Annotated in this window: 14 protein-coding genes; 4 read left to right on the top strand and 10 right to left on the bottom strand. The window is 52.5% G+C overall.

The window, feature by feature from the left end; genetic code table 11:
* The first annotated feature begins 67 nt into the window (after window positions 1-67).
* Both AC3ZPD_RS09250 and AC3ZPD_RS09245 read left to right on the top strand, forming a co-directional pair.
* Window positions 68-586 carry an RrF2 family transcriptional regulator gene (locus AC3ZPD_RS09250; protein ID WP_490984006.1) on the top strand — a complete coding sequence of 173 codons (519 nt, stop codon included), beginning with the start codon at window positions 68-70 and terminating at the stop codon, window positions 584-586.
* Between the two features lie 98 nt (window positions 587-684).
* Window positions 685-1,602 (top strand): NAD(P)/FAD-dependent oxidoreductase, encoded by a 918-nt coding sequence (locus AC3ZPD_RS09245; RefSeq protein ID WP_490984005.1) that lies wholly within the window; start codon window positions 685-687, stop codon window positions 1,600-1,602.
* Window positions 1,603-1,727: 125 nt separating this feature from the next.
* Here AC3ZPD_RS09245 and AC3ZPD_RS09240 read toward each other — a convergent pair whose 3' ends face one another.
* Window positions 1,728-2,426 (bottom strand): DsbA family oxidoreductase, encoded by a 699-nt coding sequence (locus AC3ZPD_RS09240; RefSeq protein ID WP_490984004.1) that lies wholly within the window; start codon window positions 2,424-2,426, stop codon window positions 1,728-1,730.
* A 220-nt stretch (window positions 2,427-2,646) separates the two neighbouring features.
* On the opposite strand from AC3ZPD_RS09240, the gene AC3ZPD_RS09235 reads away from it, so the two are divergent.
* Complete coding sequence (locus tag AC3ZPD_RS09235; RefSeq protein ID WP_490984003.1) at window positions 2,647-4,104, top strand: sensor domain-containing diguanylate cyclase; 1,458 nt, start codon at window positions 2,647-2,649, stop codon at window positions 4,102-4,104.
* Window positions 4,105-4,150: 46 nt separating this feature from the next.
* Here AC3ZPD_RS09235 and AC3ZPD_RS09230 read toward each other — a convergent pair whose 3' ends face one another.
* The 3 genes from AC3ZPD_RS09230 to AC3ZPD_RS09220 all read right to left on the bottom strand — a co-directional run bounded on the left by AC3ZPD_RS09230 (window position 4,151) and on the right by AC3ZPD_RS09220 (window position 6,951).
* Entirely contained in the window at window positions 4,151-4,675 is a 525-nt protein-coding gene (locus AC3ZPD_RS09230; RefSeq protein ID WP_490984002.1) for a GNAT family N-acetyltransferase, read from the bottom strand.
* A gap of 61 nt (window positions 4,676-4,736) precedes the next feature.
* Window positions 4,737-5,951, bottom strand: coding sequence for a threonine synthase (locus AC3ZPD_RS09225; RefSeq protein WP_490984001.1), 1,215 nt, complete (start codon window positions 5,949-5,951; stop codon window positions 4,737-4,739).
* 229 nt (window positions 5,952-6,180) lie between these two features.
* Window positions 6,181-6,951, bottom strand: coding sequence for a protein-glutamine gamma-glutamyltransferase (locus AC3ZPD_RS09220; RefSeq protein WP_490984000.1), 771 nt, complete (start codon window positions 6,949-6,951; stop codon window positions 6,181-6,183).
* 290 nt (window positions 6,952-7,241) lie between these two features.
* On the opposite strand from AC3ZPD_RS09220, the gene AC3ZPD_RS09215 reads away from it, so the two are divergent.
* Complete coding sequence (locus AC3ZPD_RS09215; RefSeq protein ID WP_490983999.1) at window positions 7,242-7,640, top strand: DoxX family protein; 399 nt, start codon at window positions 7,242-7,244, stop codon at window positions 7,638-7,640.
* Window positions 7,641-7,779: 139 nt separating this feature from the next.
* Here AC3ZPD_RS09215 and AC3ZPD_RS09210 read toward each other — a convergent pair whose 3' ends face one another.
* The 6 genes from AC3ZPD_RS09210 to AC3ZPD_RS09185 form a co-directional block, all read right to left on the bottom strand.
* Complete coding sequence (locus AC3ZPD_RS09210; RefSeq protein ID WP_490983998.1) at window positions 7,780-8,748, bottom strand: aldo/keto reductase; 969 nt, start codon at window positions 8,746-8,748, stop codon at window positions 7,780-7,782.
* Between the two features lie 218 nt (window positions 8,749-8,966).
* Window positions 8,967-9,155 (bottom strand): hypothetical protein, encoded by a 189-nt coding sequence (locus AC3ZPD_RS09205; protein ID WP_490983997.1) that lies wholly within the window; start codon window positions 9,153-9,155, stop codon window positions 8,967-8,969.
* A 285-nt stretch (window positions 9,156-9,440) separates the two neighbouring features.
* A complete protein-coding gene (locus tag AC3ZPD_RS09200; protein ID WP_490983996.1) occupies window positions 9,441-10,622 on the bottom strand; it encodes a YecA family protein in 1,182 nt (393 codons plus the stop codon).
* Window positions 10,623-11,184: 562 nt separating this feature from the next.
* A complete protein-coding gene (locus tag AC3ZPD_RS09195; protein ID WP_490984297.1) occupies window positions 11,185-13,764 on the bottom strand; it encodes a discoidin domain-containing protein in 2,580 nt (859 codons plus the stop codon).
* Between the two features lie 145 nt (window positions 13,765-13,909).
* Window positions 13,910-15,424, bottom strand: coding sequence for a glycosyl hydrolase (locus tag AC3ZPD_RS09190; RefSeq protein ID WP_490983995.1), 1,515 nt, complete (start codon window positions 15,422-15,424; stop codon window positions 13,910-13,912).
* Window positions 15,425-15,619: 195 nt separating this feature from the next.
* The gene (locus AC3ZPD_RS09185; protein ID WP_490983994.1) at window positions 15,620-16,990 is read right to left on the bottom strand and encodes a sugar phosphate nucleotidyltransferase; all 1,371 of its coding nucleotides are present in this window, start codon (window positions 16,988-16,990) and stop codon (window positions 15,620-15,622) included.
* Between the last annotated feature and the right edge of the window lie 5 nt (window positions 16,991-16,995).

Here is a 16,995-nt window from a genome sequence, read left to right as displayed (position 1 = left end):
TTTATATTATAGATATATAACATCCACATTATCCATAATGGAGCGAGTTTGCGAAAGGAAGTCGAACATGCAATTTTCAAAAAGCACCGATTATGCGCTTCATGCTTTAATCCACCTGGCTCACTCGGAACACGAACACAACATCGGCATCAAAGAGCTGTCCTCAGCGCTTGGCGTGTCGGAAAGCTATTTGTCCAAAATCATGTCCAAGCTCAGGCAAGATGGCATCGTCCGCGCCGTGCCCGGCGTAAAAGGCGGATACGAGCTGGCCCGTCCGGCCCGTCAGATTAGCTTCCGGGAGGTCATTCAGGTGATTGAAGGAAGACAACATTTGTTTGAATGTTCAAACTCCAGTTCACAGCAGCACCGCCTGCTGGCCGAAGAGCGGACCGACGAGGAGCACCAGCCGCTGGAGCGCGGCAGCGAATGTCTGGTCAAACAAGTGATGGACGGTGCGGAACGGCAGCTTTATCAGTATCTTGAAAATCATACGATCCAGTCGGTGCTGGACTCCGCCTCTGCAGCTCAAACCTGCAAGGGGCACGAGGAAGCGCACAGTGAAGTAAACAGTGAAATAAACAGTTAAGCGCATAGCTGGGGAGCGGACAAGGAGTGACTACGGTCGCTTCTTGCGCACAAATTATGGATATCGTGGATCTATTATATAAAAGGAGAGTGTGCAATATGCAAAATAAACTGTTTGATGTCGTTATCATCGGCGGAGGTCCGGCGGGATTAAACGCCGCTCTTGTTTTGGGGCGGGCAAGGAAAGAGGTTGTGGTCATCGATGAGGACAAACCCCGCAACCGCGTAACCAGGGAAGCGCACGGCTTTCTTTCGCGAGACCGCATCAAGCCAAGCGAGCTCAAGCGGATTGCCAAAGAGCAGATCCTGGTTTACCCGTCCGTCTCCTTTACGGACGATACGGCCGTTTCCGCTTCGGGGACGGACGGGAATTTCCAGATCACGACGGCGTCGGGGCAAAGCTATTCCGGCAAAAAACTGCTGTTTGCCGTCGGAATGAAAGACCGGCCGCTGGAAATCCAGGGACTTGCTGAGGTTTACGGCACCAGTGCGTTTGTGTGTCCCTATTGTGACGGCTGGGAATTTAGGGACAAACCGCTTGTCGTGATCAACAACGGAGACGAGGCTTACCATTTCGCGCGGCTGATTGCCGGATGGACGAAACGGTTTACGCTCGTTACAAACGGCCCCGATGAGCTGACCGGTGAACAGAGGGAAGATCTTGAGCAGCATCAGGTTCCGGTATTCGAAACACCGATCGCCTCGATCGATTCGAACGGCGGACAGGTCCGGCAGGTACTGCTTAATGACGGAACTGCAATTCCTTGTGAAGGCATCTTTTTCAGACCGGAGCTGGTTACGGGATCCGGGCTGCCCTTGGCCTTGGGATGCGAGGTTACAGAAAGAGGCATGGTGGTCATCGATGAAATGGGAAAAACAACCATTCCCGGCGTCTACAGCGCCGGAGATGCCTCATCGCGAGCCCATCAGGCCATAATGGCCGCTTCCGCGGGAGCTTTTACCGCCGCAGCCCTCAATAACGAGCTGAATATGGAGGCATGGAAGTCATTGGCATAGTTGAACCGGCGAGCCGGGAATAAGAATGAATGAAAAAAGGCCGCGCCGAACCGGGGATGAACCCCGGCCGGCGGCGGCCTTTGGCTGCTTTTTCAGATTAATGCTGGCCTTGCTTCCATCATCGCTTACAGCTTGCATCCATCGTCGCCGCAAGTCGCCGAGGAATCCCCGCCCACTACGGTGAACGGCTGGCTTTCCTCCCAGGCCTTCTGGAGGGCCTGCATAAATACGCTGTCCGGCTGGGCGCCGGATACGGCGAATTTACGGTCGAATACAAAAAACGGAACCCCTGTAATGCCCAATTTCCCCGCTTCTTCCTCGTCCGAACGCACTTCGGCTTCATAAGCGCTGCTCCCCAGCATCTGCGCCGCTTCCTCGCGCGATAAACCGATTTCCGCGGCAAGGCCGGCCAAAACCGCCCGGTCCCCTACGGACTTGGACTCCGTAAACACCGCGCTGAACAACCGCTCGCTCATCTCTTTCATTTTCCCCTGGGCCGCAGCCCAATGGGTTAAACGAAGCGCATCAAAGGAATTGGTCGGCACCATGGTTTCCATGTGGTATTCCAGACCTGCTGTACGCGCATTGGCCGTCATCTGCTCGTTCATCGCTTTCGCTTGATCCACGCTGACCCCGAATTTGGCCGCCAGCTCCTCAGCGATGGTTTTGCCGCTGCTTACCTCGGCATGGGGATTTAATTCAAAGCTGCGGAAGACCAGTTCAATTTGATCCTCGTGGCCAAAACGCTGAATTGCCGTATCCAGCCTGCGTTTGCCTATATAGCAAAAAGGACACATGTAGTCTGACCAGACTTCTATTATCATGATTCTACCTCCGATGATCGTATAGGAATTCAACATAAAAGACTTTACCATCTTACCATATCAAAAAAAGGTTCCAAAATTTTGTTTATTAAGGAATTTAGGATAGACGTGGCGAAATTTATCGAATAATGTAGAAATATGTTGTTTCAAGTTGATGGATTGAAGGGTATATATAGATTTTGGACGTTCAGACACCCTATTTACAGTAAAGGGGCTCTATATGGAAGAACAAATGGAACAAGCTAGGCACCTGCTGCAAGTGCCTCCAAGCAAAAATCAAATTAAATTGGCCGGTTATCTGGGGCTGATCATCCTGCTTATAGCGGCGGCAGTGCTTCCTTTCGGGGCTTATCCGCTGGGTGAGGTCAAAGCCTTTTTGCCGGCTTTCATCGCCTGGTACATGTTCGGGGATTTGTTGACCGCCTTCATGCTGTTTGGCCAATATAACGCTTCGCGCTCCAAAGCCGTGCTCGTGCTCAGCTGTACGTTTTTATTTACCGGTCTTATCATGATCCCGCATATCTTAACCTTTCCGGGCGTTTTTTCGGAGACGGGTTTGATCGGTGCCGGTACGCAAAGCGCGGTCTGGCTTTGGGTATTTTGGCATACGGGATTCCCGCTGGGCATCGGCTTCTATTTTGCGGCCTCCCGTATAAAACGACGGCTGGTCCCTCCGCGGCAGGTGGTTCCCCTGGGCCTGCTGGCCGTGACCCTTACCCTGGCTCTGGTGCTGGGCCTTTATCTGCTCACGACTTTGGGAAATGACTGGCTGCCCCGAATCATTCAAAAAGGGAACTACAAAATCCTGTTTACGTCAGGCATCGGTCCAGCGGTTTGGTTGATCAACCTGCTGGTTCTACTTATGGCGTTCCGCCGCAGACGGCTGAACAATGTCCTGAATTTATGGTTAGTTATCGCTATTCTGGCGTCGCTGATGGACGTCACGGTAACCTTGTTCGCCGGGGCCCGCTACAGCGTCGGCTGGTATACGGCAAGACTGCTTTCTCTGGCCGCAGCCAGCGTGGTAATCGCTTCCCTCGTATATGAGGTTACCCAGCTTTATACGCAAATTGTTGGCCAGCATATCCAATTGTCCGCCTCCCAGAAAAGGCTGGAGCTGGCCAACGTCAAATTAACCCGGCTCTCCAATCTGGACGGCCTGACAGGCATCGCAAACCGGCGCAAATTCGATTCTTATCTGAAGGAGCATTTTGAACGGCTGACGGCAGATCGGCTCCCGGTTTCCCTGCTTCTGCTCGATATCGACTGCTTCAAGCCGTACAATGATTTTTACGGACATCTAAGAGGCGACCAGGTTTTAAAAAGAGTATCGGCTGCCATCCAGCGGGAGCTGTCCGGAACGGATGGGCTTGCGGCACGTTATGGAGGCGAAGAGTTTGCCGTGGTCCTTCCCAGGCAGGGACCGGAATACGCTAAAAAGCTGGGCGAACGCATCCGGACCGCCGTCGAAGCTTTGGGCATTCCTCATGAACGCTCAACGTTTCATAACCTGGTTACCGTCAGCATCGGAGGTTTTACCATCATCCCCGATCCGGCCATGCAGCAGAGCGAATTAATCGCTTTGGCGGATCAAGCCTTGTATCTTGCCAAATCAGCCGGCCGCAACCGGGTGAATATCAAAGAAACATGTTCGTTTCCTTCCTCAGCGAGTTTATAGCCAGGAACGCGGAAACGTAAAAGGGGGCTGCCTTGGCAGCCCCCTTTTACGTTTCGTTTAAATATCCTTCTCTTCTTGTTCTATTCCGCTGCTTTTCAGCTGCAGTCGGCCGCTCTTCCGGCAACTCCTTTTGCATCAACCTATGCGGAATGCCTATTTCCGTGTAGGGATCCCCAATCGGAACGTACCCCAGTTTTTCATAGAAAGGAAGCGCGGTCACCCGGGCGTGCAGAACAATTTTTCGAGCTCCCTTTTGCCCGGCAATCCGCTCCGCGTAAGCGACCAGCAGCCGGCCGATTCCTTTGCCCTGCATGCTGTCGGCTACGGCGACCTGTTTCATCTGCAAGGCGGAGGGGTCTCCGTCCATGCTGCGGAGCAGCAGAACGCCAACTGCCTCCGAATTCCGGGTGGCCAGAAGATGAACATCGGCCTTCTCTCCGTCCAGATCATCCTTATAAATGCTCATGCCCAGCGGCCTTCTTAGCACCTCGTCCCTGAGCCTGACCGCCTGATCGTAAGCCCGGGAGCCCCAAGGAATGACCTCCAGACTGATTTCTTCAGATCGTGCCATACGGCTCCCCCTTTGCTCTTCTACAGTTAAAATGCGCTACGTCGCTCTTTTCCTCTTTATCTTACGGACGGTTCAAGAGGTCCCCAGGCTGAAGCACCGGTGCTTCCGCTTGAACGGTTTCCGGATATTTAATACCGCTGCCGGTGTTTAGAACAAGCACCGTTTCTTCGGCTTGAATCCAGCCGTTTTGCTTCAGCTTGCGGGCAGCGGCAAACGCGGCGGCGCCTTCCGGACAAACAAAGGCGCCTTCCAGCCGGGCGATGACCGCCTGTTCCTGAAGCAGCTCGCTGTCGTCGACCGCTACCGCGCAGCCCCCAGTTTCGGCAATAGCCGCCAGCACCAGGAAATCCCCTAAAGCTTTCGGCACATTAATGCCGAAAGCCGCCGTTTCCGAATGCTCCCAAAACTCTGATTCGGTTTTGCCTTCTTCCCAGGCTTTTACGATCGGAGCGCAGCCTGCAGCCTGCACGGCTACAAGGCGCGGCAGCTTATTTTTAATCCAGCCCAGCTCGGCCAGCTCCTTAAGCGCCTTATGAATGCCGATCAGTCCTACGCCGCCGCCCGTAGGGTACAAAATAACGTCGGGCACCTTCCAGTGCATCTGTTCCGCGATTTCGATGCCCATCGTTTTTTTGCCCTCAATCCGGTAGGGCTCTTTCAGCGTTGAAGCATCGTACAATTCGTAGTCTTTCACCGCTTGTCCGACGATTTTCCCCGCATCGCTGATCAAACCGTTGACCAGGTTCAGGTTGGCCCCGGATACCGCCACCTCGTTTCGGGTGATGACCGGTGCTTCAACCGGCATGACGATGGATGCTTTTATGCCTGCTCTTGCCGCATAAAGAGACCATGCCGCGCCCGCATTTCCGTTCGTCGGCATAGCCAGCTCTCTTACGCCAAGCTCCTTCGCTTTCGACACGCCCACCGCTGCGCCGCGCGCTTTAAAACTTCCGCTCGGAATAATTCCTTCATCTTTCATCAGCAGATTCGAAATGCCCATATCCTGCCCCGCACGTTCCATGCGCAGAAGAGGCGTCATCCCCTCGCCAAGCGTGACCACATTTTCCTCTTCCTTAACCGGCAGCAGCTCGTGGTATCTCCATAAATCGTTATTGCGGCCAGCCAGGTCGGCAGGCATCCAGTTTTTCTTCAACGCAATCAGGTCGTAATCCACTAAAAGAGGAGAACCGCATTGGCACAGCTGCTGAATCTCGTCCTCCGGATATTCCTCGCCGCATTTCGGGCAGTGCAGGTGGCTGATGTAACTGAATCGCATATCCTTGATTTCCTTCTCTCTGCTATTAAAATAGTAAAAAGTCCGTTTTTTTCCCTGATCCGTTATCGATTTCCTTCTATTTCAGAGATGAATTTATCACGACCGATATACGCTGTCAACTTACAGTCCCCAGCCTTTTTCCCGCTTCCTGCCGCCCTGGTCTTAAAGAACGAATTCCGGCTTAGCCGCCGAGCAAATCTTCCTACAAAAGCGTTCCTCCAAGTCTCTTCTAAGCAAACAAATATTTCCGCCGGCCGATCCGCGCCGATCCGTCCTGCAGCTTGCGGATGTGTTCAAAGTCAAGGCAAAGCGCTTCTTTCATCAGATAAGCCGGCGTCATGCTGAAGGGAATCCGGTTGGAGTTCAAAATCGCCAGCATCGCCTCGCCGGACAAAATCCCGGGACCATGGCCGAAATAAAGGTTTTGATCCATCATAATGACATTTTCCCCGCGCCAGCCCGGCGTCCTAGGGTTGAAATCGGGATTGTTGAAATACAGCGCGTCTCCCGGATAAACATTCGGAAGCTCGACGCGATTAAACTTCAAATCGTTATCGAAATACCAGGTGAAAAGCAGCAAATCCTTAAAATAGGTGTTAAAAGTCGTCGGCCCAACCGCGTCCAAAATCGCCTTATACATAATGATCACGATCGCCGTCGCGCATTCGAAGGCATACATTCTGCCGTTTTGAAAAATATCGTTGATCCCGTCCGAAGGCAGGGCATCGCTTCTGAGTTGGAAGCCGCCGGGCCGGGTCCGGATCCAATAACGCGGGTTGCAGCGGCTCCGGCGGAATTCGGCAAAAGAAGCTCCGCTCCGGTATAAGCCATCGGCAGCATCCACGATTGCTTTTCTCGTTTTCAATTCAAAGGCTAAAGCCTCCGGCGTGCTGTAAGTATAAACGACGGTACTGTTCTGCTTCATACTCAGCACTCCCCGTTCCCAAGGAGTAAGATTTAACGTATTCAAACCGGCATTTCCGGACAATATATGGATCATTAAGGAATCCTCCCTTTTAGGCGAAATATAGGTTATTGTACGTGTCGGCTTTGCATTTGGTGTAAATTAAATTTAGTTACTAACTTTTTTCCAAAAAAGGGTTGCCAGAACCCCAGAAAGAAGTTATAGTAAATTTATCTTTAAATTAAGATATTTTGTCCACCGAATATCAGGGCGTAGAAGGAAACGGGAGGTGAGCGGGAACGATTTTAAGTACGCTGAGGATTATTTTTAACATATATCTTTAATGAAAGATTCTTAACAAAAAATTAATTGGAGGGGTATTCACGATGTTAAGTTTAGGTTTATTGATTATCCGTCTGGTGATTGGGCTCACCTTCGCCGGGCATGGGGCACAGAAATTGTTTGGCTGGTTTGGCGGTTACGGACCTAAGGGAACAGGCGGCTGGATGGAATCCATCGGCATTAAACCCGGTGTAGCGGCAGCCGTTGTTGCGGGTCTGATTGAATTTGTGGGCGGCCTTGCTTTTGCTGCCGGACTTTTTACGCCGGTTGTGGCGATCCTGCTGGCTTTGACGATGGTTATGGCTATCGTTAAGGTTCACGGACGCAACGGCTTCTGGAGCACTTCGAACGGTTACGAGTTAAATCTGATCCTGATTGCCGTATTTGCAGGCCTTGCGTTCACCGGCGCCGGTTCCTACTCTATCGATGCTCTTTTTCAATAAACGGGGCTGCGGTAGCGGATTCTTATAAACGCAAAAAAAGGCAGGGCCAGTTTGGATCCATGATCCGCTGCCCCGCCTTTTTTTGTTTTGTTCTCCCTATCAGGCGGCCTCGCCTCATGCCGCTGCAAAACCCTGCCGATTATTGATAAAAGTTCCGGATCCACCGGTGGTTCTTCAGCTTCTCGACCTGAGCTGCCGGCAGTCCCCTGCCGTCTCCTACCGCCATATTCCGTTCCACGTTGCGGACAGTCCGCATGCCCGGGATTACCGTCGAAACGGCTGGATGGCTGAGTACGTAGCGAAGGGCTGTTTCCGCCATTTCCGCGTTCGTAATGTTCAGGTCCTCCGTGATCCGGTTGACCCGGTCGATGACCTGCTGCTTGCGGTCTTCTCTAAAATAACGGCTGCGGAAGTCCCCTTCCGCAAAAGTCGTTTCCGGCGTCATCGTGCCGGTAAGCCCGCCTTCGTCCAGCGCGACGCGCACGATCACACCAACGTTATGTTTCTCGCAAGCCGGCAGCAATTGGTCCTCTGGAGCTTGATCAAAAATATTGTAGATGACCTGAACGGTATCCACGACACCGGTTTCAATCAGCTTAATGGCGTTTTCCGGTTGATGGTCATTAATGGAAATGCCGAAAAAGCGAATTTTCCCCTGCTCCTTCAGCTTCTGAACCCCTTCAAGCCAATCGCCTTGTCCAACCCACTCGTCAGACCAGACGTGGAACTGCTGAACGTCCAGCGTATCCATCCCCAAATTGCGGAGGCTTTGCTCCGTGCTGGAGATGACATGCTCCTTCGAAAAGGTTTCCGATGAAGGAACGCCCGCGCGGGCCGGCCATTGCCCGTTCTTCGGCGGAATTTTGGACGCCACGTAGATCGTCTCCGAGCGCTCCCGGACCACTTGTCCAACCAGGCTTTCACTGTGTCCGTTCCCGTAGCCAAGCGCCGTATCAATAAAGTTCAAACCCAAATCGATGGAGCGATGAAGCGCCTTTAATGATTCCTGATCTTCGGCGCCGAGCCAGCCCGATTTTCCGATCCCCCAGGCTCCATAGCCGATTTCCGATACTCGAAGTCCTGTTTTGCCAAGCGTTCTATAATTCATGCTTCCTTCGAACCTCCCAGAGCTAGATTGTATAGTTCGCGTCTATTATAACTCTCTCGGGAAAGGGGACACAAACCTATTTTGGAAAAATTTCACTCCTCGAAGTCTAGCCCTGAGGTCCGCCAAGCTTGCATGTACCGCTTGAGGAAACCTTGATTTCCCGGAGGAAGCCTAAATCCTTAATTATCGAAACCTTAATTAAAGTTTGCCTTTTCTTATTACAGCATTCTTCTTCCAAAGCCGGTCAATGCGGACCAGAACTCCTGCCATACGCCGGTTCTTTTTTCTTCCCTGCGCTGTTTGCTTTGCTCTTTGGCGATTTGGGCCGCCGCCTGCATCCGGAGACAGTCCTCCACGATTTCCCGGGCATGCTGCCTGGCAATGTCTATATTATTCAAATTAAACACGTTATCAAACCCCATTTCATTCAGATACAAATAACTCCAACTTATCCTCTAACTGGTGTTTCCCTGCAGCCCCTCACTATAATAGTTCTGTTTCAGGGAGTTGGTAAGGGCAAAAAACGGCTTTATTTCTTTTTTCCACTCCTGTGCAGCATCAACCGCCGGTCCCGGGTCATCTTCACAGACAAACTAAAAAAGGCCCCTCTGCAGCTGCAGAGAAGGCCTTTTGGACTTAGAGGATGAAACCGTAATCCTAATATAAACCATTAAGTTAGCAAGATAGACGTTTTAAGCTTTGCCGCAGCATTTCTTGTATTTCAGTCCGCTTCCGCAAGGGCAAGGATCGTTCCGACCCACTTTGGTGACGGTAACCTGCTGCTTTTTATTTGGAAAATAATGCGTCGTATGAGCGGCTTTCACGACCTCCGGCTTCAAAAGCTTGCGCAGCTCCACCGGGGTATATCCGCCGTTCGACCACATCCGGGTATGATTGTAGACTTCGATCACCCGCTCGGTCAGTTGCCGGGCTTGCTCCTCCGTACGGAATTCAAGGCCGAATTTCCCGAACTCTTCGAAAATCTCTTCAAGCGGCGATTCAACCGCGCAGGCCAGCTGCACGTCGTCCACCAGCGCTTCGGCCATCGCTTCCTCCGCGCCAAACTCCTTGACGACATACGCTTTAAGTTCGGCCAATTGAGGCGTCATTTCAAAATAAAGATCATCTTTATATTTCAGAAGTTCGGCTTGCTCCGGGATATAAAAAGGTTTGCTGCCTCGGAGCTCAAGCAGGCCGTTCAAATCCTCTTCCGTCTCCTCGGGTTCGAGCGAAAGATCCACAATATATTCCCCATACACCGTAAACAGCTGCTCGCGGAGCAGAAAATGGTTCAGGGCGGTCGCGAGTTCTTCTTCCGTGAGTTTAACCTCATTTTGCGCGTTAAACACCTTCAGCAGCGTCTCCGGTTTGAAAGCGCCGTACAGGTTTGTCAAAGCGGCCACATAATCATGGACCAGCCATAAACGAGCCTGCTGCTTCTTGAATTCGGTTTTGTTAAGCTTCGCATACGCGGCTTTGATTTCTTCAGGCAGAACAAAATACGTTTTCTCGTCTTCATCAACAGCAAATGCCAGGCCATACTCAAGCAGAAAAACGGATTCCACAAGGGCTTGTCCCTTGTCCTCCAGAACCGGCTTCTTGGCCAGACGCTCAAACCACTTCCACTCCGGCTCTTCAGCCAGCAGCAAAACGGATCTTACGTAAGCGGGATCGGTCATCCGCTCAGCAAGCGATTCCACCAGCTGCTCTTTTTTCATTTTGGAGCGGCCGACAATTTCGTACGTGGAGGCTAACGCGGACAATCTGGCCTTGTTCAGCATGGACAGCAAATCCGCCAGACCGGTTACGACATTTCCTTTGATTGCGTACTCTCTAGTCAGTTGTTCAGAAAGAGATTGAATTTCAGTCAACATTGAAAAAACCTCATTTTCTCTAATTTCCCCATAGTACCGAATATACCATACGAATATATCATATATGACCCTCAATTTATATCCCGGCGTCCAATCTGTCAAGCCTGACCCACCGCAATTCCCAATGAAATAATTGGACGGGCATCCCGGCGGGGCGAGCGGACCCCGATTATGAGGTCCCCGGAGAAAACGCAGGGCCTTTGATCTAAAGATCCGGAGGCATCCGGCCGATCTATATTGGAAAGAAGGCCTTTCTCTATGGTAAGTTATACTTAAAGCCCTACTGGCCGTCTCTAGGACCTAACGGAAGTCCCTGGTCCCTTATTTTATAGAATTGGAGAGAAAGAAATGGAAGAGAACAATCACTCGTCTTTTTCCAAAGGTTTTCTTTGGGCCCTCATCATTTCCATCCCGATCTGGGTACTGCTGATTTGGGCGTTTATCCGTTATGTCCTTTAACTTTATCCTCTGAAACCTTCCGCCAATAATCCCGAAGAAAAAGAAACCGGGCCAGCACGTTCCGCCTAAGCGGATCTACGCCTGTCCCGTATCCCTCTCCGGCTTAACCGGAATACACATGCAGTTCATGGATGGACCAGTAGTTTCCTCCCGATCCCGTCTGGGTAATCCGGATTTGTTTCGCCTCCGCCGGAGCAAACGAAATTTCCGTCCGTTCCTTTTTCCCCTGTCCCTCGGCAACCGTCCGCCAGTTCAAGCCGTCCGTGGAAACCTCAACCCTGTACTGCCGCGGATAATCATAGGGCGAATTTTCGTATTCCAGTAAAATTTTTCCGACCTGCCGGACGTTCCCTAAATCGATTTGGAAATACGGCCCCGGCGTCTGATTGCCGGCCGTATCCCAGCGGGTCCGCGGATTGCCGTCAATGGCAGCCTGCGGGTTCGTTTTGCCGGCGGGAATATTAGAGCTTACCCTAAAGGTTGTGCGGTCCAGCTCGGCCGTCCCCGTGAACAAAGCCGAAGCCGCATCCGAGCGGGCGGTCTGACCGCTTACCGTTATAGCGTAGCGGTAGGATTTGCCCTTTTCTACATTGCTGTCGGTATATTCGGTTTCTTTGACCTGCCCGGCAATAACGGACCAGGCCCCAGCTTCTCCTTCAGCCCGAAGAACATCATAGCTGGCCGCGCCCTCCGACTCCAGCCATTCCACCTTGATTCCCGTTCCCTTCTCTTCGGAAGCGGTCACCCAGGCCGGCGGCTCCGCTTTAACGGAGGAGGAAGGCTGCAGAATATACTGCACAGCCTCTCCGGGTTTGAGCGTTTCCGTAAAGGTGAGCACAGGCGACGCCTTCAGCCCCGTCACATAACTCCGGGCCTGTTCATAGGTTTCCCCGGCGCCAAACCGCTCCCCTTCATAAGTCGTCTGCTCCGGCATCGTCACATTGACTTTTACCGTCTGCGTGCTGTCCTCGAAATTGACGAAGTTGATCAGCAATTTGTTGGACGTCGCGCCCGATACCGGCAAGGGCTCAAGCGTCGAGGTGTCCACCGCGCGGACATAAACCAGCTTGTCCGCCGTCTGATCCTTGTTCAGCACCTCGTAAGCAAGCGGTTTGCCGTGCGTCGCATAAGCCAGTGTCAAACGCCTCATGACATCCACCCGCGTGTCGCCGCCCGACTGAAATTCGTATTGCTTGGTATCGGCCGGATTATGGCTCGACAGATCAAACCCCGTTTCAAACAACGAGTAGTCCTTGTAGAAAGCCGCATGCTGGATAAACAGATCGGCAAAGCCGATGTGCGCCCTGAAGATCCGGTCGAAAGCGGCCGACTGCGGCTCCGAAGCTCCGTAAAGCGGCGGATCGGTATGGCTGTCGGAGGTGCCGAACTCCGTGGACAACATCGGTTTGGTGAAAGCGTCGCTGGCGCCTTTGAAGGTTTGCAGATTTTCGGTCAGGCTTCCGCCTTCTTTATCGGCATAAGAACTTCCGTATGCATGACCGTTGGTGAGGTCCGTTACCCGTTCCAGATCCAGGCGTTGTGCCGGATCCCGTTCCCAGCCGTCCGGCGTGCCGCAGGAACGGGCGCTTCCGTTCTGATTCTGGCATTGCTTCACGGAATAAGCGGGCCAATAAGCCCAGCCGGGGGCGACCGTTTTGAGCTCGGGCGAGATTTTTTTCCCTTCCTGATTCAGCCAGCCGGCCACAGCCAGATCCACCGCTTTGGAGCGGTTAAACAGGCCGGGCTCATTGTCCACTTCGTAATATTGAAAATACTTGCCGTATTTGTCAAAATAGGCGGACAACTTTTGTTTGGCGCTGTCCGGCAGCGAGCCGTCCGCTTTCAGCTTGATGTCCCCGGTATACAAATACAAGGCCGCGGCCTGCGTATTATAATCCTTAAGCACCTTATAATAGTCGAGCACATCGGAGCAGGATTCCCCGACGTTGCTGGCGCAGCTTACCCGCATGATATTGCCGCTGTAGGCAAGTCCCAGCCATTTAAGCACGTAAGGCAAATGCCGGACGGCGCCTTCGTCGTAATAAAACTCAAAATCATTGAGATTGGTGCCCGTCTGCACGTAACGGCCATGGATCGGCTCGGCAGCCGGCGACGTCAGCTCCACAAGGCTGAGGTCATCCCAGGTCAGCCAAAGATACGGATCCTCCGCCGAAGAGCAGTACAGGCAGCGGACAAGCTGCAGTTTAAGCTGATTGCTGCCCGTTTGGAGCTGCTCCTTCGGGATATAAATCTCGTAAGACTTGTTATAGGCATAGCTGCTGCCCGTGCCGGATGAACCGGCGACCTGAATAATGCCAGACAGTTCATGATTGGAGAACACGGCAAGCTGCGGAACGGATTTGTAGGCATCCAAAATTTTAACCCGAAACAAGACCCCGTTCTCCGGAATCTGATTCAGGTTATAGTTCATTTCAAAATCGGGATTCTTCGCCATGCTGAGTCCTGTCGGAACGCTGCTCCACTCCGTTCCGGTCACGGATGCGGCAAGACTGGCCGTCTTGGCGGAGCTCCCGGAAGCAACCCCGAATTCGGTCGACTTCCCGTCCTCGCTGCCCAGCTTCCAGATGATCTTATTGTTGTCCATGGCGCTTGCTGCTGCGAGGTCCGTTTTTCCGGATCGGCCCGCATGAGATAACAAGACGATAAGTCCGATAATTTCCATGACAAACAGCAAGTTTTTGATTGCAGAGATACGTCTTAATCCCATATGGTTTTCACCCCACGTTTGCCAGCCGGACAACCTCTGAACCGGTTAGGCTTAAGATGTAGGGCGCAGCACCCCGGCAGAGTCGCTTCACCGGCGATGATTAAAGCACAGCGCTTGGTTGGAACAGCACCTCCGGCGGTACCGTTTGTTTGACCTGGCTAGCGCTCTGCCACATTAATCTGGCCATGCTGTCGCCCTGCCCCTCATAATATTCAACTTTGATGTCATAGAGTTGTCCGGCGTTAAGCGCAATGCTGCCATAACGCTCCGTCCAGCTCTGTTTCAGCCAGCTGTCTATCAGGAGGCTGCCATTAACCCAAACGCGAATTCCATCGTCGGACAGTGTGCTGAAGGTATACGTTTCGCTGTAAAGCGGCTTGATCAATCCTGTCCATCGAATGGAATAATTATCGTTTGGTATAGACATACCCGGCGAACCGCTGCGCCAATCAAAATCGATTTTGGCATCGGTTCGGGTCAGCGGAACGCCGGTCAAATTAACGTTTGGAAAATATTCGCCGAACAAGCCGCTGGTCAGCGGCAAGGTCGGCGGCTGGAGCTCGTTGCTGAGAGGCACTTTGTTCAGCAGAGACAGCTTGAATTTGGTAAGGAAAAAGCTGTTGTTCATGTAAGAATCAATCGTGGCTTTCGAATTGTTGTCCGTCAGCATGCTGCCCCAGGTCATAAAATAGGACCAGTCAGGCTGGAAGATGGACAGCAGGGCCGGGCTCGGCATTTCACCGCTTTCCCCGATCGCGATCGGCTTGCCCTGGGCTAATTTCAGAAGATTATCGTAATAGGACTGTCTGAAATCGTTATTGTAGATATCCAGCGCCAGGACGTCGACATTCGCGATTCCCGGAAAATAAGACCCATAAGAATAATTGCTGTTGGCCGGCGCATTCGGGCTCCATACCCAGATCAGATTGTCCAGATGGTGGACGTTGACAAACCGGTCATACATCAAGTTCCACAACGCGGAGAAGTTGGTTTTCTTTCCCCACCAGAACCAGTCGCCGTTCATTTCATGATAAGGTCTCCAAAGTACGGGTACTCCGGCGTCCCGCAGCCTCTCCAGAGAAGACGCCACGCTGTCCAGGTCGGCAATCAGCGCGTTGTACTCCGCGGTGCCCGGCGTTACGTATTTGTTGAAATCCGCTTGCGAAACGGATTTCTGAACGTTGCTCCAAAGCGGTGCGGTGCCCGGCAGCGCTTCATGGAAGGTCATCGCCACGATGCCGCCCGAGCGGTACCAGTTGATGGCGCTGTTTACGACATTTCGGCGCTCCTCGGCGATTTGGCCGGGGGTTTGCCCCAGAATCGGACCAAGCTCATAGCCGTGTACTCCGGCATATTGGCCGCTCAGCTGGGTGAGCTTGTTATTGATCTCATCGGGGCTCTCCAGATAGTCGTGCTGGCCCGAAATAATATTTTTACCGGTAACGTTGTATAAAGTATTCAGCAGTTCCCTGGCCTCCGGAGTAGCGCTCGGATTGATCGGACTTGCAGCGGCCAAGGCGTTTGCAGGGACAGAAGCAGTGGAAACCAGACCTAAAAGCAGCGGCAGGACGACAAATAACACGTGACAAACAGAGCGATACATACGGTATTTCATGTTGATGTTTTTCCCCTTTCGGACCTGTATACCGTATATATCGACATTTTTTTTGGGATTAATCAGCGTTATTGGTCGATTTTTGAAAAAAAATATATTTTTCATGTATTGGCCTAAATTTTTACTGAAAATTTTCATTATACGCTCGCAAAATTGGTCCATTTTTTTCATATAGCCGTTTCTATCAGAATACGATCAGGAAATAAATTGGTGCAGGACAATGTCCTCCCAATCCATGCAAATTCGGATATTATCTTCCTCAACCAGCTCAGGCCCGGTTTGAACCTCGATAAATTCAACATCCGTCACGGCCAGAATGCTGTGTTTTGTTCCTTCGGGAATCCGCACGACGTCGCCTGCGCGGACATCATGCATTTTCTCGTTCAGGATCACCTTCGCCTGGCCGCTGACCAGCGTCCACACTTCGCAGCGTTTGTTATGCAGCTGGTAGCTGATATTCCGGCCCGCATGAATAAAAATCCGTTTGGTCAGCACCTTGCTGCCGTCATCGTATTGGATATAATCCACCACGCGGTAATGTCCCCAGCGGCGTTCCTCGTACATCGGCCGCTGCTCGAAAGACTTGAGGACCTCCTTAACCCGCGGGGAGGCATCCTTCTGGGTCACCAGAATGCCGTCGGGGCTTGCGGCAATGATCAAATCCGGAGCGCCGATCACGGCGACCGGGATATCCAGCTCGTTGATCAGGCAGCTGCTGCTGGAATCGACGGTCATCGTGCCTTTTCCAAGCTGCGGGTTGGCCATTTCCTCCGTCAGCGTATTCCAGGTGCCCAGGTCTTTCCAATAGCCGTCATAGGGCACGACAACGATATCCTGCTCCTTCTCCACGACCTCGTAATCAAAGCTGATCTTCGCCAGCAGCTTATATTGCCTTTGCAGCTCCTCGTATTGCAGCGGCAGCCCTTTGGCCCGCAAAATATCCAGCAGATACCCGAGGCGGAAAGCAAACACGCCGCAGTTCCAGAGCGCCCCCTGTTCGATAAGCGCCTTGGCCACATGCTCCTCCGGTTTCTCTTGAAAACGGCCGACCGGCTTAAACGCATCCTTTTCCCCGCATTCCGCCGGAATAATGTATCCGTATTTCTCGGAGGCGTGGTTCGGCACTACGCCGATCAGCGCCAGATTGGCGCCGCTCTGCTCCAGCGTTTCCTCCAGACTGGATACGGTATGGAAAAAAGCATCCTCCACATAAGGATCCACCGGCAATATGGCGACGGCCGTGTCCGGAGAAACCTCTTCAACCGAATAAAGGTACGCCGCGGTGAGCGCAATGGCCGGGAACGTGTCCCGGCGTTCCGGCTCCACAATGATCGGCACTTCCTGGCCGAGCTGGCTTTGGATCATTTCCACCTGCGCCCGGCCGGTGGCCAGATAAGCCGAATCCGCCAGACGGACCTGGCCGAGCTGGCGCCAGACGCGCTGCACCATCGATTCCGGGCGTCCGTCCGGGTCATGAAGCACCTTGAGGAACTGCTTGGATCTGGAGTCGTTCGAGAGAGGCCACAATCTTTTTCCTGAACCGCCTGAGAGAAGTACCAGTTTCATTGTCA

The organism is Paenibacillus mobilis (genome assembly GCF_058267595.1).
This window is presented reverse-complemented; position numbering and strand designations above follow the sequence as displayed.